Source organism: Nocardioides aequoreus, from assembly GCF_000720335.1.
GTDB lineage: Bacteria > Actinomycetota > Actinomycetes > Propionibacteriales > Nocardioidaceae > Marmoricola > Marmoricola aequoreus.
Genome location: NZ_JOJN01000002.1, coordinates 675,183 through 693,260, shown reverse-complemented (window position 1 = coordinate 693,260; position 18,078 = coordinate 675,183). Strand labels below are relative to the sequence as shown.

Annotated in this window: 13 protein-coding genes; 2 read left to right on the top strand and 11 right to left on the bottom strand. The window is 72.8% G+C overall.

Annotation, left to right across the window (positions count from 1 at the left end):
• Positions 1 to 52: 52 nt before the first annotated feature.
• Complete coding sequence (locus tag IG63_RS0105880; protein ID WP_030483450.1) at positions 53 to 481, bottom strand: Hsp20/alpha crystallin family protein; 429 nt, start codon at positions 479 to 481, stop codon at positions 53 to 55.
• A 103-nt stretch (positions 482 to 584) separates the two neighbouring features.
• Here IG63_RS0105880 and IG63_RS0105875 point away from each other — a divergent pair, with 103 nt between their 5' ends.
• Complete coding sequence (locus IG63_RS0105875) at positions 585 to 854, top strand: MerR family transcriptional regulator (protein ID WP_030483449.1); 270 nt, start codon at positions 585 to 587, stop codon at positions 852 to 854.
• Here the strand turns inward: IG63_RS0105875 and IG63_RS0105870 are convergent.
• From IG63_RS0105870 to IG63_RS0105835, 7 genes are read right to left on the bottom strand one after another with little or no spacing between them, the layout of a single operon-like run.
• Positions 832 to 2,913: a RecQ family ATP-dependent DNA helicase gene (locus tag IG63_RS0105870; RefSeq protein WP_030483448.1), complete on the bottom strand. Its 2,082-nt coding sequence runs from the start codon at positions 2,911 to 2,913 to the stop codon at positions 832 to 834. The genes IG63_RS0105875 and IG63_RS0105870 overlap by 23 nt on opposite strands.
• A 56-nt stretch (positions 2,914 to 2,969) precedes the next feature.
• Positions 2,970 to 4,235 (bottom strand): outer membrane protein assembly factor BamB family protein, encoded by a 1,266-nt coding sequence (locus IG63_RS0105865; protein ID WP_084596691.1) that lies wholly within the window; start codon positions 4,233 to 4,235, stop codon positions 2,970 to 2,972.
• Positions 4,232 to 6,163, bottom strand: a complete 1,932-nt coding sequence (locus tag IG63_RS21350; protein WP_051706186.1) for a sensor histidine kinase — start codon at positions 6,161 to 6,163, stop codon at positions 4,232 to 4,234. The genes IG63_RS0105865 and IG63_RS21350 overlap by 4 nt, the downstream gene beginning before the upstream one ends.
• A 55-nt stretch (positions 6,164 to 6,218) precedes the next feature.
• Positions 6,219 to 8,228 (bottom strand): choline BCCT transporter BetT, encoded by a 2,010-nt coding sequence (gene betT, locus IG63_RS0105850; protein ID WP_051706185.1) that lies wholly within the window; start codon positions 8,226 to 8,228, stop codon positions 6,219 to 6,221.
• Positions 8,229 to 8,281: 53 nt separating this feature from the next.
• Positions 8,282 to 9,259 carry an electron transfer flavoprotein subunit alpha/FixB family protein gene (locus tag IG63_RS0105845; RefSeq protein ID WP_030483444.1) on the bottom strand — a complete coding sequence of 326 codons (978 nt, stop codon included), beginning with the start codon at positions 9,257 to 9,259 and terminating at the stop codon, positions 8,282 to 8,284.
• Positions 9,256 to 10,023 carry an electron transfer flavoprotein subunit beta/FixA family protein gene (locus IG63_RS0105840; protein WP_030483443.1) on the bottom strand — a complete coding sequence of 256 codons (768 nt, stop codon included), beginning with the start codon at positions 10,021 to 10,023 and terminating at the stop codon, positions 9,256 to 9,258. Before IG63_RS0105840 ends, IG63_RS0105845 begins: the two co-directional genes overlap by 4 nt.
• A gap of 1 nt (position 10,024) precedes the next feature.
• Positions 10,025 to 12,535 (bottom strand): GcvT family protein, encoded by a 2,511-nt coding sequence (locus IG63_RS0105835; RefSeq protein WP_030483442.1) that lies wholly within the window; start codon positions 12,533 to 12,535, stop codon positions 10,025 to 10,027.
• Positions 12,536 to 12,858: 323 nt separating this feature from the next.
• Between IG63_RS0105835 and IG63_RS0105830 the strand changes: the two genes are divergently transcribed.
• Positions 12,859 to 13,818 carry a DUF559 domain-containing protein gene (locus tag IG63_RS0105830; protein ID WP_030483441.1) on the top strand — a complete coding sequence of 320 codons (960 nt, stop codon included), beginning with the start codon at positions 12,859 to 12,861 and terminating at the stop codon, positions 13,816 to 13,818.
• A gap of 93 nt (positions 13,819 to 13,911) precedes the next feature.
• On the opposite strand, the gene IG63_RS0105825 is transcribed toward IG63_RS0105830, so the two are convergent.
• From IG63_RS0105825 to IG63_RS0105815, 3 genes are all read right to left on the bottom strand, one after another.
• Positions 13,912 to 14,898: an ABC transporter substrate-binding protein gene (locus tag IG63_RS0105825; RefSeq protein ID WP_030483440.1), complete on the bottom strand. Its 987-nt coding sequence runs from the start codon at positions 14,896 to 14,898 to the stop codon at positions 13,912 to 13,914.
• 70 nt (positions 14,899 to 14,968) lie between these two features.
• Positions 14,969 to 17,005 (bottom strand): ABC transporter permease, encoded by a 2,037-nt coding sequence (locus IG63_RS0105820; RefSeq protein WP_051706184.1) that lies wholly within the window; start codon positions 17,003 to 17,005, stop codon positions 14,969 to 14,971.
• On the bottom strand, positions 17,002 to 18,072 hold the full coding sequence (locus IG63_RS0105815) for a quaternary amine ABC transporter ATP-binding protein (protein WP_030483438.1): 1,071 nt from the start codon (positions 18,070 to 18,072) through the stop codon (positions 17,002 to 17,004). Before IG63_RS0105815 ends, IG63_RS0105820 begins: the two co-directional genes overlap by 4 nt.
• Positions 18,073 to 18,078 lie beyond the last annotated feature (6 nt).

Sequence of the window (18,078 nt, the reverse complement as noted above, 5' to 3'; positions counted from 1 at the left end):
TGGCGCGGGTGAGGGACCCTGCCGCCGGTGGTGGCAGGGCCCCTCGGCCCGGTCAGGCCTCGATCGCGGTGCGGTCGTCGCCACCGGTGGTGCTGATGGCGATCTTGCGCGGCTTGGCCTTCTCGGCCACGGGGATGGCCAGCCGGAGCACGCCCGCGTCGTAGGACGCCTCGAGCCGCTCGAGGTCGAGGTTGTCGCCGAGCACGAGCTGACGGCTGAAGCGGCCCCGTGGGCGCTCGCCGGCCAGCAGCTCCCAGTCGCCGTTGCGGGGCAGTCGCTCCGCGGCGACCGAGAGCACGTTGCGCTCGACCTGGATGTCGATGCTCTCGACGCTCACGCCGGGCAGGTCGAGCTCGAGCACGAGCTGGTCGCCCTCGCGCCAGGCGTCCATCGGCATCGCCACGGGCCGGGTGGAGGTGCCCAGCAGGTGCTGGGTGAGACGGTCGAAGTCGCGGAACGGGTCGGTGGTGCGCAGCAGCATGATGTCCTCCTCACGAGTTGACCCTGTATCAGCGGATACAGGTTTCTTATACTCCAGCGAACAGCACGGTGCAAGCCCTTGTTCCCGGTCCGCAGGAGGTCCCGTGTCCGAGCGCCACGTCGGCGTCTACGCCATCTCGGTGGCCGCCGACCGCCTCTCGATGCAGGTGCAGAACCTGCGCGTCTACGAGCGCCACGGACTGGTCTCGCCAGCACGCACGGCGGGTGGCACCCGGCTCTACAGCGAGGCCGACCTCGAGCGCCTCGCCCGGGTCCGCGACCTGCTCGCCGAGGGCCTCAACCTCGCGGGGATCGTCAAGGTGATGCTGCTCGAGGACGAGCTCCGGCGGGTCAGGTCTGGGTGGCGAGGGTGACCGGGAGGACCGGGCCGGCGCCGGCGGCGACGAGGGCCTGGGCGGCCAGCGTGAGGCACCAGCCCGTGACGACGACGTCGTCGACGAGCAGGACCGGACCGCCGTCGAGCGGCTGGTGCTCCTCCAGGGCGAAGCGGCGACGTACGGCGGCCACGCGCTGCGCGGAGTTGGCGGCGCCGGCGTCGGGCGGCACCGAGGGGTCGGCGAGCGCCCAGGTGGCCACGACGGGCAGCCGCATGGTGCGGGCCAGGCCGTCGGCGAGGTCGGCGACGAGCTGGGGACGCCGTGCGGAGGCAACCCGCACCACGCCGGTCGGGCGCTGCTCCCAGGTGGCCGACCAGTCCTTCATCACCGCCATCAGGGCCTCGACGAGCTCGGGGGGGACGCCGCCGTCGGCGGCGTCGGGGGCGAGCAGTCGACGCAGCTGCTGGCCGTAGCCGAGGTCGGTGAGCCGGGCGACCGCGCGGCCCTCCTGCGAGGGGGTCCTGATCTTGCCGGTGAGGTCGATGCCCATGCCGGCGAGCGCAGTGGGCCACATCTTGCGCGGCGCGAGGCCCACGCCCGGTCGCTGCAGCCGCTGCGAGGCCGCGGCGAGGGCGTCGTCGGAGACGCCGCCCGGGAGGGTGAGCCCCCCGCAGTTGTCGCAGCGGCCGCAGTCGGCCGCACCGGGGTCGTCGAGCTGCTCGCGCAGGAAGCGCATCCGGCAGCCGTCGGTGGCGACGTAGGCCAGCACCGCGTCCTGCTCGGTCTGCCGGGCGGCGCGCACTCGCTCGTAGCGCTCGGCGTCGTAGTGCCAGGGCCGGCCGGTGCTCACCCAGCCGCGCTGCACCCGGCGCACGGCGCCGTCGACGTCGAGCACCTTGAGCATCGTCTCGAGCCGGTTGCGGGAGAGCTCGACCTGCGTCTCGAGCGCGGGCGTGCCCCGCGGCTCCTCGGGGTCGAGCGCGGCGAGGGTGGCGCGCACCTTGTCCTCGGGTGGGAAGGCCAGCGAGGCGAAGTAGCGCCAGATCTCGCGGTCCTCCCACGCCGGCAGCAGGACGACGGTCGCGTCGTCGGTGCCGCGCCCGGCGCGGCCCACCTGCTGGTAGTAGGCGACCGGCGAGGCCGGGGCGCCGACGTTGACCACGAAGCCCAGCCGCGCGTCGAAGCCCATGCCGAGCGCGCTGGTGGCGACCAGCGCCTTGAGCCGCCCGGCCAGCAGGTCCTGCTCGAGCGCCTGCCGCTCGCCCGCCTCCGTCTGCCCGGAGTACGCCGCCACGGCGTGGCCGCGGGCCCGCAGGACGTCGGCGATCTCCTGGGTGGCCGCGACCGTGAGGGTGTAGACGATCCCGGTGCCCGGCAGCTCGTCGAGGTGCTCGGCCAGCCACGCGATCCGCTCCTCGGGACGCTCGAGCTGCACGACGCCCAGGTGGAGCGACTCGCGGTCGAGGGAGCCGCGCAGGACCAGGACGTCGTCGCCGAGCTGCTCGGCGACGTCGGTGGTCACCCGCTCGTTGGCGGTCGCGGTGGTCGCGAGCACGGGGATGCCGGGGGGCAGCGTGGTGAGCACCTGCCGGATGCGGCGGTAGTCGGGGCGGAAGTCGTGGCCCCAGTCGGAGATGCAGTGGGCCTCGTCGATGACGAGCAGGCCGGCGGTCTCGGTGAGGCTGGGGAGCACCTGGTCGCGGAAGGTGGGGTTGTTGAGCCGCTCGGGGCTCACCAGCAGCACGTCGACCTCGCCCGCGGCCACCTGGTCCTGGATCTGCTGCCAGGCCTCGATGTTGGTGGAGTTGATGGTGGCGGCGTGGATGCCGGCGCGCTCGGCGGCCTCGATCTGGTTGCGCATCAGCGCCAGCAGCGGGCTCACGATGACCGTCGGCCCCGCCCCCATGCCGCGCAGCAGCGCGGTGGCCACGAAGTAGACCGCCGACTTGCCCCACCCGGTGCGCTGCACGACGAGCGAGCGCGCCTGCCTGACGACCAGCGCCTCGATGGCGGCCCACTGGTCGTCGTGGAGCCGGGCCTCCTCCGAGCCGACCAGGGCGCGGAGGTGGCTCTCGGCCTGCTCACGGGTGCTCATGGGTCAACCCCACCACGGGGGGCCGACAGCCGCCGCGGCAGTCCACAGGCGCGCGGTCAGCGTCGTACGACGACCGCCCCCGTGTTGGTCGCCACGGCCAGCAGCCCGGGCGGCGCGACCGCTCGGTAGGGCCAGTACGTCGTCGCGACGCCGTCGGTGGGCAGCGGCGTCGCGCGACGGCGTCCGGTGCGCAGGTCGAGACGGAGCAGCGCGTCGGTGGCGGGCACCAGCAGCGTGTCGGCGTCGAGCGAGGGCATCGCGTCGAGCACCGCGCCGTACGGGAGCAGCTGGCGCTCGCCCGGCACCGCGAAGCGCCACAGCCGCGCGCCGTCCGCCGCGTCGTACGCCGTCCACGTGCTGCCGGCGCGCACCACGACGCGGTCGCCCCGCACCGTGGCGTCGAAGGCCGTGCCCGCCGCGGGGGTGGTCGCCCACACCTCGCGACCCTCGTGGTCCAGCGCGACGAGCGTGGGCTGGGCGTCGTCGGCCGAGGCGCGCGTGAGCAGCACCCGGGAGCCCGTCGTGCCCACCACGTGCACGTCGGTGCCCGCGGGCTCCTCGAGCGACCAGGCGGGGCGGCCGTCGAGCCCGCGCGCCTGCAGCCGCACGCCGCCCGCGAGGCCCTCCAGGGCCGCCGGGTCGAGCAGGTCGGGCAGCGGGCTGCCCCCCACCAGCACGCGGTCGTCGTCGAGGAGACCGAGGTGGTCGCCGCGACCGGCGGCGACCTGCTGCTCCGACTCCCGGCCGGAGGCGTCGGCGCGGAGCAGGCGGGTGCCGTCGAGCAGCGCCACCACCGACCCGTCGTCGAGCAGCAGGGTGGCCACCTCGGTCGCGGGGTCCGTCTCCAGCGACCGGCACCACCGCCGCTCGCCGTCGGCGAGGTCGAGGGCCACCAGCTCGGGGGCGTCGTCCTCGGGCAGCGTCACCACCAGGTAGGTCTCCTCGTCGGCGTCGAAGGCCGAGGCGGCGGTGCCCACCGCGACGCTCCAGCGCGGGACGAGGTCGCCGGCGCCGTCGAGGCCGAGCAGGGTGAAGCGGTTGCTGTCGCGCAGCCGGACCCCCAGCCCCGCGTCGTACGCCGAGAGCTGCACCTCCTGCTCGTAGTCGTAGCCGCGCGAGCCGAGCACCTCGGCGTCGCGCCCCAGGGCGTCGAGGAGCGGCCGGGGAGCGCTGCCGTCGAGGGGGGAGGGCGAGTCGCCCGCGGCGTACGACGTGACGGTCGCGCCGCACGCTCGCTCGCCGTCACGCCAGGCGACGCCGACGCCCAGGCCGCTGAGCGCGACCACGAGCACCACTCCGGCCAGCAGCCACCTGCGTCTCACGCCGGCAGTGTCGCCGACGGCAGCCGCACCGTCACGGTCGTCCCCTCGCCCAGCGCCGACTCGACCTCGATGCTGCCCTGGTGCTCGGCCACGATGCGCTGCGCCACCGGCAGCCCGAGCCCGGACCCGGCGATCTGCTCGTCGTGGGCCTGGGGTGCGCGCCAGAAGCGCTCGAAGACCCGGCCCAGGTCCTCGGTCGGGATCCCCATGCCCGTGTCGGAGACGGCCAGCACGGCCTCGGTGGCCGCGGTCCTCGCCGAGCAGGTCACGCGGCCCCCGTCGGGGGTGAACTTCACGGCGTTGCCCGCGAGGTTGAGCACCAGCCGCTCGAGCACGAGCGGGTCACCGGTGACCACCACCGGCTCGCGGGGGAGGTCGAGGCGGAGGTCGAGCCGCCGGTCGGCGGCGAGCTGCTCCACGGTGCTCCACGCGTCGGTGACGACCTCGCGCAGGTCGAGCGGCGTCGCCCGTCCGCTCGGCCCGGCGTCGGGCCCGCGCGCGACGTAGAGCAGGTCGTCGACCAGCGCACGGAGCCGGGTGACGTTGCGGTCGACCTTCTCCAGCGCCTCCGACTGCCGGGGGTCGACCGGGCCGTAGGCGCCGTCGACGATCAGCTCGGTGTAGCCCTGGATGCTGGTGATGGGGGTCCGCAGCTCGTGGCTGATCGTGGAGACCAGCTCGTCCTTGACTGCGTCGGCCTCCTCGAGGCGGCGTACGGACTCCTGCTCGCGGCGCAGCGCCTCGGCCTGCACCTGCTCGGCCCGCGCCCGCTCGGTGACGTCCTCACCGGTGGCCAGGTAGCCGATCAGCACACCGTCGCTGCGGATCTCGTTGACGCTCAGCGAGAGCACCACCTCCGCGCCCGACTTGTCGCGGTAGTGCGCGTCGCGGTGGACCCCGTCGGAGAGGCCCCGCCACGTCGACGTGGTCTCGTCGCGGGGGACGCCGCGCACGTGGCCGTCGGGCGTCACCCCGTCGGCGTGCCGCAGGATCTCGGGCGTCCGGCCCAGCACCTCGGCCTCGGTGTAGCCGAAGAGCAGCTCGGCGCCGCGGTTGAAGCGGGTGATCCGGAAGTCGGGGTCGAGCGTGACCAGGGCGGTGCCGGTCGCGGCGTCGAGGATGCGCTGCACCGTCGCCTGGGCCCGGCCGGCGAGCCGCTCGGTGGCGTCGAGGCGGTCCAGGAGCGGGTCGCGCGAGAGCGCCGCCAGCTGCCGCACGGGGATCGGCGTGGCCTCGAAGCGCTCGACCAGGCCCCGGTGGAAGACCACGAAGCCGAGCAGCGGGACGGCGTACACGCCCGCGAGCAGCAGCTTGCCGAGCACCCCCTCGACCACCGCCGCGCCCAGGCCGGGCGTCGGTGCCTGCGCCACCACCGGGAAGAGCAGCCCGTCGATGGTCAGGACGCCGACGAAGGCGAGCACGTAGACCATCGTCATGCTGCGACCCGAGCGCCGTGCCTTGGCCCGCTCGAGCAGCGAGGTGAGCAGCACGATCAGCACCACCGTGAGCACCCCGCCGGTGACGACGGGGCGCAGCACCGTGGCGAAGGTCGCCTCCGGCACCCCGAAGGGGTCGTTGATGTTGGGTGCGTCGACGGCGTACCCGGTGAGCGCGAAGGAGGCCAGCACCAGCACGTCGACCGCGATCGTCACCGCCACCACGTTGCGCAGCACCTGCAGGTCGCGTCCCGCGATCAGGGTCACGATCGCGGTGAACATGAGGCCGGCGTAGGCCACCTGGCCGGCCGGGATCGTCAGGCCGGCGAGCTCGAGCTGGTAGACGCCGCTCAGCAGACCGGCGAAGACCAGCAGCGCCGCGAGGTGGGCGTAGAGCAGCACGAAGCGGAAGGGGGTCCGCCAGGCCACGAAGACCAGGGGCAGCCCTGCGTAGACGAGCACCGAGAGGCCGAAGACCGCAGTGTTCGACATGGCGCCACCATCCCCGTTCCCACTCCGGATAGTGGCAGGGGTGCGCCGTCCTCGGCTACTGCCTGGTCGGACCTGCGCCCTGCAGCCGCAGGAACTCCAGGTGCCGCTCGTACTGGTCGAGCACGTCGTCGATGAGCTGGCCCGGCACGTAGCCCATCACGTCGTAGCCGAGCCCGCCCTGCGCGAGGTGTACCTCGACCCGGCCGTAGCGGTCCTGCCCGCTGGGCACGCGACCGCCGTACGCCGGCACGGGCGCCGTCGCCGGCCACATCTGGTAGCGGAAGGGGTGCTCGGCCTCGGGGTCCGCGAGCAGGTCCACGCACCCCTCCTCCAGGCGCCTGGCCTCGGCGGTGACGCCGCGCCGCTCGAGCTCGACCGCGACCTCCTGCAGCGCCGGCAGCGCCACGTCCGTGAGGTAGGCCTCCGCCTGCTGCGGCGTGGGGAAGTCCAGGGCGTGGGAGAGCCGCTGCCGCCAGGGGCGTGCGCGGTGCGCCGCGACGTCGTGCCGCAGCGCGTCGGCGCGCCAGGTCTCGACCCGCAGCGCCCGCAGCAGCCCCCACATGACGCCGACGAGCACGAAGGCGAAGGGCAGGCCGACGATGACGGTGGCGTACTGCAGCGCGAAGATGTTGCCGGCGCCGAGGATGGCCAGCGTCAGCGCGCCGGTGGCCGTCGCCCAGAAGATGCGCAGCCACGGCTTGCCGTCGTGCAGCGGGGTGGGCAGCCGGGAGGAGAGGTTGGCCATCACCAGCGCGCCGGAGTCGGCCGAGGTCACGTAGAAGAGCAGGCCGACCACGATCGCCAGGCCGGCGACGAAGGTGAAGCCGGGATAGGCCTGCAGCAGCGCCCACAGGCCCTGGTCGGGACCGGTGGCCGAGGAGACGACCTCGAGGAAGTCCTGGTTGCCCGAGCGCACCTCGTCGAGGGCGGCGTTGCCGAAGATCGCGATCCACATCACGATGTAGCAGAAGGGGATGATCAGCGTGCCGGCGACGAACTGACGGATCGTGCGGCCCCGCGAGATCCGGGCCAGGAAGAGCCCGACGAAGGCCGCCCAGGCGACCCACCAGGCCCAGAAGAAGAGCGTCCAGAGACTCATCCAGTCGCCGACGTCCTCGAAGGGGAAGGTCTGCATCGTCATGTCGGGGAAGAGCCGCGCGTAGTCGCCGACGTTGAGCACCAGCGCGTTGAGCAGGTACGACGTCCGGCCGGTGACGAGCACGAAGAGCGCCAGACCGATGGCGAGCAGCACGTTGACCTGCGAGATCACCTTGATGCCCTTGTCGACGCCGCTGACCGCCGAGACGGTGGCGATCGCCACGGCGACGATGATCAGCGCCGACTGCGCCGCCAGCCCCTGGGGCACGCCGAAGACGAGGTCGAGGCCGACGTTGAGGCTGACGACCCCGATGCCGAGGCTGGTCGCGACGCCGAAGATGGTGCCGAGCACGGCGGCGACGTCGACCGCGTGGCCCGCCGCCCCCTCGACCCGCTTGCCGAGGATCGGGGAGAGCGCCGAGCGGACCGCCAGCGGCAGGCCGGCGCGGTAGGAGAAGTAGGCCAGCGCCATGCCCATCAGGCAGTACATGCCCCAGCCGGAGATGCCGTAGTGGAAGAGCGTCCAGACGGTGCCCTCGCGGGCCGCCTCGACGGTCTCGCCCTCACCCGAGGGCGGCGTGAGGTACTGCGTGACCGGCTCGTAGACGGAGTAGAACATCAGGTCGGTGCCAATGCCCGCGGCGAAGAGCATCGCGGCCCAGGCGCCGGTGCCGAACTCCGGCCGCGAGTGCTCCGGGCCCAGCCGCACGTGGCCGTAGCGCGAGAGGCCGAGGTAGGTCACGAAGCCGAGCACCGAGGTCGCCAGGGCGATGTAGTACCAGCCGAACCAGGTCGAGACCCAGCCGACCACCTGCTCGAGCACGCCGTACGCGTGGTCGGGCGCCGCGACGCACCAGACGGTCACGGCGAGCGTCACGACCGCCGCCGTGCCGAAGACGGGCCAGTTGACCCGTACCTGCTCGTCGGTCTCCGCCTGTGCTGCCTGCCGCTCGTCCAGGTCCGCCATGCAGGACAAGGTAGTCCGCCCGGCGCCGCTGCGGGACTGTCGTCGAGCCGGCGTCAGCCTCGGCGCGCGCGGATCTCCTGCACGATCGCCGGGACGACCTCGTGCATGTCGCCGACCACCGAGTAGGTGGCCTTGGTCATCATCGGGGCGTCCGGGTCGGTGTTGATCGCCACGATGGTCTTGGAGGAGGCGCAGCCGGCCCAGTGCTGGATGGCGCCGGAGATGCCGCAGGGCACGTAGAGCTCGGGGGCGATCCGGCTGCCCGTCTGGCCGACCTGCTCGTGGTGCGGGCGCCAGCCCAGCGAGGTGACCACCCGGGAGACGCCGAGCTGGCCGCCGAGCAGCTCGGCGAGCTCGACGACGTCGCCGAAGCCCTCCGGTCCACCGGCGCCGCGACCCGCCCCGACCACGACCCGCGCCGACTTCAGCGAGCCTGCGGCCTTGGTGTCGACGGGCTCGACGGAGACCGCGCGCACGGCCAGGTCGTCGTCGGTCAGCTGTAGCGGCAGGGCCACCACGTCGCCCGACCCCGCACCCTCGGCCGGGGTCGCCTCCACGGCGTGGCCCGCGACCGTGAAGACCGCGGGGCGCTTCGGCAGCACCAGCTCCTCCATCGCCGCGCCGCCGACGACCTGCCGGGTGACGGTGAAGGGCGAGAGCGAGGAGAAGGCGACCACGTTGGCGGCCATCGCGGCGTCGAGCCGGGTGGCGACCCGCGCCATCACCTCGTTGCCGCGGTTGGTGCCGCCCGCCATCAGGACGACGGCCTTCTGCTGGGCCCGCGCGGCGAGCACGGCGCTGGCCGCCGCCGCGCCGGAGAAGGTCGCGAGCTTCGGGGAGTCGGCGTGCAGCACCGTGCGCACCCCGTGCTCCGCCAGCTCCTTGGGCACGGCGTCGCCCATCGGCCCCACGACGACCGCGTCGACGGGGATGCCGCCACCGGCCGCGGCCAGCGAGCGGGCGAAGGTCACGGCCTCCAGCGACACCTCGGTCGCCTGGCCGCCCGCCGTCTCGACGTACACCAAGATCATCGGGTCACTCCCAGCTGCTCGAAGAGGTCGACGACCGCGCCGGCCGCCTCCGGTCCCTCGCCGAGCACGGTCGCCGAGGACCCCGCGACCGCGGGGAGCGTGAGCCGCAGCCGGCCGCTGCCGGTCGCGGCACCGGCCGCCGCCCGCATCTCGACGGGGACCTTCTTGGCCTTCATCCGGCCGGTGATGGTGGGGTAGCGCGGCTCGACGCCGCCCTCCAGCACCGTCACCACGGCGGGGGCGGGCACCCGGAAGGTCTCGCGGCCCTCGGGGCCGTCGCCCTCCAGCCGCAGCGCGTCGCCGTCGACCGCCACCGTCTTGATGCCGGTGACCACGGGGCGGCCGAGCTCGTGGGCGAGCCGGATGCCGACCTGGAAGTCACCGGAGTCGGCGGCGTCGTTGCCCAGCAGCACCAGGTCGTACGCCGCCGCGGCCGCCTCGTGGTCCCGCACGACCGCCGCGATCTCGCGCGCCACGTCGGCGGGGCCGAGCGCGACCGGGTCGGCCTCGACCAGGGTGGCCGCCGTGCAGCCGACGCCTAGCGCCGTGCGCAGCTGCTCGACCGACTCGGCCTCGCCGACGGTGAGCACCGTGGCCTCGCCGCCGGTGGCCGCCGCGAGCTGCACGGCGGTCTCGACCGCGCAGAGGTCGTGGTTGGAGAGCGTGTAGCCGACGAAGCGAGCGTCGGCCGCCTGCGCGTCGTCGCGCAGCAGCACCTCGCCGGAGAAGTCCGGGACCCGCTTGACGCAGACGAGGACCCTCACGTCACCGCATCCTCTCGTTGGCCGGGTCGAGCAGCGGGGTGGAGTCGACCGATCCGACGGTGACGGGGTAGAGCTCCTCCATGTAGGACACGGCGAGCTGGTTGCCGACCACGGCCTGGTCCGGCGGCAGGAAGGCCATCAGCACGTGCTTGCCGAGCGAGGGCGCGGAGCCCGCGCTCGTGACGTAGGGGTGGTGGCCGTGGCCGTCGGTCAGCAGCTCGCCGTCGCGGGTGAGGATCGGCTCCCCGCCCAGCATGTAGCGCTTCACGCCGCTCGCCGAGGTGTGGTCGTCGACGGTCATGGTGCACAGCACCGTCAGGGGCTCGGCCTCGCGCTGTGCGACGTACGCCTCCTTGCCGACGAAGTCGGCGGCCTTGACCTTGGGCCGCTGCATCGCGACCTCGACGATCGAGCGCTCGGAGTCGAGCTCGGCCCCGAAGGCGCGGTAGCCCTTCTCGATGCGCCCCGTGGTGCCGTAGACGCCGATGCCGACGGGCACCGCGCCGTGGTCGGCGCCGGCCGAGAGCAGCGTGTCCCAGAGCGCGGCGGCGGCCTCGAAGGGCACGTAGAGCTCCCAGCCCAGGTCGCCGACGTAGGAGATCCGGCTGGCGAGCACCGGGGCGTCGACCCCCTTGACCGAGATCTCGCGGCAGCTGAGCATCCCGAAGCCGTCGTGGCTGACGTCGTCGCCGGTGAGCGAGGCGAGGACGTCGCGGGCGCGGGGACCCCACAGGCCGATGGTCGAGAGCTCGGTGGTGAGGTCGCTGAGCGTGGCGCCGTCGGCCAGGTGGTCCTTGAACCACTTGCGGTCGGCCATCCCGTGGGCGCCGCCGGTGACGACGCGGAAGTGGTCGTCGCCGAGCCGCATCACCGTGAGGTCGGAGACGAAGCCGCCGCGGGCGTCGAGCACGGGCGTGTAGATCACCTTGCCGACCGCGACGTCGCACTGCGCGACGCAGGTCTGCTGCACCGAGGCGAGCGCGCCCGGGCCGGTGATGTCGAAGATGCAGAAGGCGGTGAGGTCGATGACCCCGGCCCCCTCGCGCATGGCGAGGTGCTCGGCGTTGATGATCGGGCTCCACCACCGCGCGTCCCACTCGTGCTCGCGGGGCATCACGGCGTCGCCGTACTTCTCCACGAGGGGGGCGTTGGACTCGTACCACCACGGCCGCTCCCAGCCGACGGTCTCGTGGAAGACGGCGCCGGCGGCCTCCTGCGCCTCCTTCATCGGCGACCAGCGCACGCCGCGGTCGGAGGCGTACTGCTCGCCGGGGTGCACGATGCCGTAGGTCTTGATGAAGGCCTCGCTGGTGCGGGCCCGGGTGTGCTCGCGGGTGGTCTCGTGGTCGTGGAAGCGCGCGATGTTGCTGTGGCTGACGTCGATCTCGCTGTAGCCGTGGGTCATCCACTCCGCGATGGCGCGGCCCGTGCCCGGGCCCTCCTTGATCCAGACCGCGGCGGAGACCCACAGGCCCTTGACGTCGGACTCGCCGAGGATCGGGTTGCCGTCGGCGGTGAGCGAGAGCAGCCCGTTGATGGCGTAGCGGATCTCGGCGCCCTCGGCCCCGAGCAGCTCGGGCATCAGCTCGAGCGCCTGCTCCAGCTGCGGGTCGAAGTCGTCCTCGGTGAAGGGCATCTCCGTGGGCGAGAGCCGTGCCTGCTCGATCGAGGGGATGTCCTCGGGCTCGTGGATGATCGAGCGGTGGGCGTAGGAGCCGACCTCCATGTCGGCGCCGTGCTGGCGCTCGTAGCAGAGCGTGTCCATGTCGCGGATGATCGGGAAGGAGATCTCGCCGTCGGTCTCGGCCAGCTGCGGGCACGGGCCGACCGAGATCATCTGGTGCACCATCGGGTTGAGCGCGATGCGCACCCCCGCCATGTCGCCGATCTTGGGGCTCCAGACGCCCGCGGCGATCACGACGTACGACGCCTCGATGGTGCCCTGGTCGGTGACGACCGCCCGGATGCGATCGTCCTCGACGGTCAGGTCGGTGACCTCGACGCCGGGCACGACAGTGAGCTCGCCGGTCTCGAGCGCCCGCTCGCGCATGATCGTGCCCGCGCGCAGCGAGTCGACGACGCCGACGGTGGGGCACCAGAAGGCCCCGACGATCTGGTCGGCGTCGAGGAAGGGCACCTTCTCCTGCACGAACTCCGGGCTCACCAGCTCGGCCTCGATGCCCCACGCCTTGGCGCTGCTCATCCGGCGCCGCAGCTCCTCCATGCGCTCCTCGGTTCGGGCCACCTCGAAGCCGCCCGACTGGGTGAAGACGCCCATCTCGCGGTACTGCGCCACCGAGTCCATCGTGATGTGCGCGTTCTCCCGGGAGTGGTCGACCGGGAAGATGAAGTTGGACGCGTGACCGGTCGAGCCGCCCGGGTTGGGCAGCGCTCCCTTGTCGAGCTGGACGACGTCCTTCCACCCCAGCCGCGTGAGGTGGTGGACGATGCTGTTGCCGACGATGCCGGCACCGATCACGACGACGTTCGCGGTGGTGGGGACGGTGGCCACGGGCACTCCTGAGTTCGAACCGTTGTTGCGAATCATGCAACGCAGTGCGCGATGCGAAACGTGACTCAATCCTCACCCCGCCCCCTGGAGGGTGTCAAGGAGTGCGCCGACCCGCCCGAGATGTACGCCGACCCGCCCGAGATGTACGCCGACCCGCCCGAGATGACGTCATCTCAGGCGGATGGGCGTGCATCTCAGGCGGATGGGCGCTGAGCGGGGGAGCACGACCGGCTGCCGTCCACAGGTCCGCAGAGCCAGGTGTCGTCCACAGCCCTCGGCAGGGGCGTGGCGCGGCAAGTCAACCCGGAGCACCGTCGCCCGGCATGACACCTCCACTGCGGCACGACCTTCCGCTGCCGGCCGACCTCCCCTTCACGTACGCCGCCGCGGTCGGCGCCGGCGTACCGCGACACGTGCTCGGCGACCTGCTCCTCTCCGGGCGGCTCCGGCGCCAGCTGCACGGGGTGTACGTCGACGCGTCGGCCCCCGACAGCCCCCTGCTGCGGGCGCAGGCGCTGCGGCTGGTGGTGCCGGAGGACTACGTCGTGACCGACGAGACCGCCGGGTGGCTCGCCGGCGCGGCGATGGTGCTCCGACCCGGGTCGCACCTGGCCGTTCCGCCCGTCACCGTCTTCTCGCGACGCACGGGCTACCGCCTGCGCAACCAGCTCGCGGTCAGCGGGGAGAGACGCCTCCTCGAGCGCGATGTGCACGAGGTGCACGGGGTGCTCGCGACCACGCCGCTGCGCACGTGCCTCGACCTGGCGCGCCTGCGTCCGGCCCGCCTCGCGATCGGGGCGGTCGACCAGCTGCTCCGGACTCGGAGCTTCGACGTCGAGGAGGCCTGCGAGGAGCTGGGCCGCTTCCGCGGGATGCGCTGGGTCCGCCAGGCCCGCGAGCTCGTGCCGCTCGGCGACGCCCGCGCGGAGTCCCCGCCGGAGAGCGCGCTGCGCCTGGTCATGTGGCGCGCCGGCATGCCGGACCCCGTGCCGCAGCTGGAGGTGTACGACGACGAGGGCCGCTTCCTCGCCAGGGCCGACCTCGCCATCCCCGCGCTGAGGGTCCTCGTCGAGTACGACGGGGAGGAGTTCCACGGCGCCTCGCAGCAGCCGTACGACGACGCACGCCGAGAGACCCTGGCCGCCGAGGGGTGGCTGGTCCTGGTGCTGCGCCGGCACCACGTCTACGGCGAGCGTCGCAGCTGCGAGGAGCTGATGTGGGCCGTGATCGCTGAAGCGCGCCGTACCCCGCACCGGGTCGTCGGCCGCGTGGTGCGGGGATGAGGAACGCCGATCCGCCTCATATGCCGGCATACGAGGCGGATCGGCGTGCATCTCAGGCGGGTCGGCGGACAGACGCGCCGGGTGGGTCAGGCGTCAGCCCATCCAGGCGTCGACCTTGTCCTGGTTCTCCTCGATCCACTTCTCGGCGGCGGCCTTGGGGTCCATGCCCTCGCCGGCGATGTACTCGGCGACCTGGTTCTGGTCGTCGTTGGTCCACTGGAAGTTCTTGACCAGGTCGACGGCGGGGCCGCCCTCGTCGACCCACGAGGTCGAGGCGATCTTCTTCAGCTCGGTCTCGGGATAGTCGCAGGCGACCTCGGCCGGGTCGTCCTGGCAGCCGTCCTCGTACGGCGGCAGCGCGACCTTCTCCAGCGGCACCTCGGCGAAGAGCCACTGCGGCTCGTAGAAGTAGCCGATCAGCCACTCCTTGTTCTCCTCGGCCTTGCGGAAGGCCTCGATGCTGGCGGCCTCCGAGCCGGAGAAGACGACCTTGAAGTCGAGGTCGAGGTTGCTCACGATCGCCTCGTCGAACTGCACGTACGACGGGTCGGCGCCGAGGAACTGTCCCTTGCCGCCCGACTCGGAGGTGGCGAACTCCGAGGCGTACTCGTTGAGGTTCTCGTAGTCGAGGATGTCGGGGTGCTCCTCGGCGAGCCACGGCGGCACGTACCAGCCGATGATGCCGGTGTTGCCGGTCGGACCGAGGTCCATGCCGGAGCCGTCGCCCTCCTCGGCGAAGAACTTCTTCTCCAGGTCGGGGTGGCCCCAGTCCTCGATCACGACGTCGACCTCGCCGGTGCCGAAGCCCTGCCAGGAGACGTCCTCCTTGAGGTCCTTGTAGTTGACCTTGCAGCCGAGCGACTCGGCGACGGTGCCGACCACGTAGGCGTCGGCCTCGTAGCCGACCCACGGGTTGACCGCCATGTTGAGCTCGCCGCAGTCGCCCGACGCGGCGTTCTCCTCGTTCTCGGCGGTCTGCGCGTCGATGTCGCCTCCGCCGCTGCCGCAGGCGGAGAGGGCCAGGGCGGTGCACGCCACCAGAGCGGCGATCCTCCCGGCCCGGTTCGGGGTCGTCCTCATGTGTGTCTCCCAAGGTGGTTGTGGTGGTGGGTGCTGTGCGGCGTACGGCGCCGCGCCGGGTCGGGGGTCATCAGGCCGCCCTGCGGGTCCCGCCACGCGCACGCGCGAGCAGGCTCTGCCGCTTGGAGACGCCCTGGCGGGCGGCCGCGGCCTGGGCGATCCGGTCGAGCATGATGCCGAGGAGCACGATGGTGATGCCGGCGGCGGCACCAAGTCCCCACTCCTCGCTGCGGGCGAAGCCGAGCACGACGTCGTAGCCGAGCGCCCCGGCGCCGACGAGGCCGCCGATGACGATCATCGCGAGCACGTAGAGCAGGCCCTGGTTGGCGGCCAGCACCAGGGACCCGCGGGCGATCGGCAGCTGCACCTGGGTGATCTCCTGCCAGGCGTTGGTGCCGGTGGACCGCGAGGCCTCCAGCGTGGTCTCGGGCACCGCCTTGACGCCGTCGGCCACGAGCTTGATCGCCGGCGGAGCGGCGTACACGACGGCGGCGAAGATCGCGGTGAAGCGGGTGGGGTCGAAGAGCGCCAGCACGGGGATCAGGTAGCAGAAGGCGGGGATGGTCTGGCCGGCGTCGAGGAGCGGCCGCAGCAGCAGGTCGACCCGCGGACGACGCGCCATCCACACACCCACGACCACGGCGATCGCCATCACCAGCAGGGTCGCGACCAGGACCATGGTGAGCGTCAGCATGGTGTCGTTCCACAGCCCGAAGAAGAGGATGCCGGCGAGGCAGAGCACCGTGGAGACCACCGCGCGCACGCCGCCGAGCGCGAGCGCGATCAGCGTGATCGCCCCCGCCGCGAGCCACCAGGGGGAGTCGGCGAGCAGGTTCTGCAGCGGGTTGAGCAGGCCGTAGGAGACGGCGTTCTTGAAGACCTCGGCGGGCGCGGAGAGGAAGCCGACGACGGCGTCGGTGAGGCTGCCGAGCGCCTCCGAGAGCCGCGGGCCCCAGCCGGTGTCGGGGAACTGCGCCAGCGAGAAGTACGTGCGCGAGAGGTAGACGCAGACCAGTGCCACGACGCCGGTGACGGCCAGCACGACCTGCCGCTGCCGCCCCCGCAGCCCGACGCCGCGGGCGGCGCTCTCGGCGCGCTGGCTGGCGGCGGTCGTGGTGCGGTCGAGCATGATCGCGGTCAGCACGATCAGCAGGCCCGGCACCAGCGAGGAGCCGACGTCGTTGCGGATCAGCGCCGAGAGCACCGGCTCGCCGAGCCCGGGGCCGTCGACGTACGACGCGATGATCGCCATCGAGAGCGCGGCCATCGTGCTCTGGTTGAGACCCACCACCAGCGTCTTGCGCGCCATCGGGAGCTGCACCTTGACCAGCCGCTGCCAGCGCGTCTGGCCGGTGGAGTCGGTGGCCTCGATCGCGGTGGGGGAGACCGAGCGGATGCCGTGGCCGCCGATGCGGATCAGCGGCGGCAGCGCGTAGATCAGGGTGCACACGACGGCCCCCGAGACGCCGATGCCGAAGAAGAGCACGATCGGCAGCAGGTAGACGAAGGTCGGCATCGTCTGCATCGCGTCGAGCACCGGGGTGATCACGGCGCGGGCCCGGGGGCTGGTGCCCATGGCCACGGCCAGGGGGAGTCCGAGCAGGACCACCACCCCGACGGAGAGCCCGGTGACGAGCAGCAGGTCGATGCCCTCCTCCCAGAAGCCCAGCACCCCGAAGGAGACGAAGGTGGCGGCGACGAGCAGCGCCATCCGGACGCCGGCCACCGCGAGACCGACCCACGCGGCGAGGGCGGTGACGCCGAGCCAGCCGACCTGCGGCACCGGTCGGGGGAAGGCCGGCACCGAGACCAGCTCCTGCAGCCAGCCGAAGACGCTGCGGATCACCTCGCCGACGCCGTTGGTGAAGGCGACGACCGGGTTGGTCGAGCGGCTCGCGATGACGCCGTCGCGGAAGTCGCCGAGCCAGCGCATCACGTCGGTGCGCTCGCGCCCGGCGAGCGCGAGCGTGTCCTGCCCGCGGAGGAGCGCCCACAGGGCGATCCAGCCGACGAGGATCGCGAGCACCGGGACCCAGCGCGGGAGCCCGTCGCGCTCCGGGGCGTCGGGCTGCGCCTCCTTGCTGGGGGCCGGTGCCCTGGTCGTCACGCGGGTGACTCCTCCGCCACGACGACGCGGAGGATCTCCTCGTCGTCGACCACGCCGACCAGGCGGTCGCCGTCCATGACGCGCACCGGCTTGTCGGAGGCCAGCACCGCCTGGGCGGCCTTGCGCACGATGGTGTCCTGGCTCATCGCGGTGCCGTCGAGGTCGTCGTCGGGTCGCGGGTCGCGCATCACCCACTTCAGCGTGAGCACGTGGGAGCGGGGCACCTCGGAGGTGAAGTCGGCGACGTAGTCGTCGGCCGGGGCGCCCACCACCTCGTCGGGCGTGCCGACCTGCACCACCTCGCCGTCGCGCAGGATCATGATGCGGTCGCCCAGCTTGAGCGCCTCCGCGAGGTCGTGGGTGATGAAGACCATCGTCTTGCCGACCTCGTGGTGCAGCCGGATGACCTCGTTCTGCATGTCGCGCCGGATCAGCGGGTCGAGCGCCGAGAAGGGCTCGTCGAAGAGCAGCATCTGCGGGTCACCGGCGAGGGCGCGGGCGAGCCCGACGCGCTGCTGCATGCCGCCGGAGAGCTGGTCGGGGTAGTTCTGCTCGTAGCCGGAGAGCCCCACCAGGTCGACGATCTCGCCGGCCTTGGCGCGGCGCTCCTTCTTGCCCATGCCGCGCACCTCGAGGCCGTAGGCGACGTTGTCGATGACCTGCTTGTGCGGCAGCAGCCCGAAGTGCTGGAAGACCATCGAGACCTGGGTGCGCCGCAGCTCGCGCAGCTGCGACTCCGAGCACCCGGTGACGTCCTGGTCGCCGATGCGCACCGTGCCGGCGGTGGGCTCGATCAGCCGGGTCAGGCAGCGCACCAGCGTCGACTTGCCGGACCCGGAGAGCCCCATCACGACGAAGACCTCGCCCGGCGCGACGTCGAACGAGACGTCCTTGACGCCCACCACGCTCCCGGTCCTGGCCTTGAGGTCGGCGCGCGAGAGCTCGGCGTCGGGGGTGCCGATGATCCGGTCGGCCGCAGGGCCGAAGATCTTCCACAGGTTGCGGACCTCGAGCCCGGCCCCGGTGCGTGCCGGGCCGGTCGTCTCCGTGGTGGTGGTGGCCGTCATGGTGTC

Excerpts from the sequence above, each read along its gene's own strand:
- IG63_RS21350 (WP_051706186.1), bottom strand. The coding sequence starts at position 6,163 with ATGTCGAACACTGCGGTCTTCGGCCTCTCGGTGCTCGTCTACGCAGGG.
- IG63_RS0105815 (WP_030483438.1), bottom strand. The coding sequence starts at position 18,072 with ATGACGGCCACCACCACCACGGAGACGACCGGCCCGGCACGCACCGGG.
- betT (WP_051706185.1), bottom strand. The coding sequence starts at position 8,228 with ATGGCGGACCTGGACGAGCGGCAGGCAGCACAGGCGGAGACCGACGAG.
- IG63_RS0105870 (WP_030483448.1), bottom strand. The coding sequence starts at position 2,913 with ATGAGCACCCGTGAGCAGGCCGAGAGCCACCTCCGCGCCCTGGTCGGC.
- IG63_RS0105830 (WP_030483441.1), top strand. The coding sequence starts at position 12,859 with ATGACACCTCCACTGCGGCACGACCTTCCGCTGCCGGCCGACCTCCCC.
- IG63_RS0105825 (WP_030483440.1), bottom strand. The coding sequence starts at position 14,898 with ATGAGGACGACCCCGAACCGGGCCGGGAGGATCGCCGCTCTGGTGGCG.
- IG63_RS0105845 (WP_030483444.1), bottom strand. The coding sequence starts at position 9,259 with ATGATCTTGGTGTACGTCGAGACGGCGGGCGGCCAGGCGACCGAGGTG.
- IG63_RS0105880 (WP_030483450.1), bottom strand. The coding sequence starts at position 481 with ATGCTGCTGCGCACCACCGACCCGTTCCGCGACTTCGACCGTCTCACC.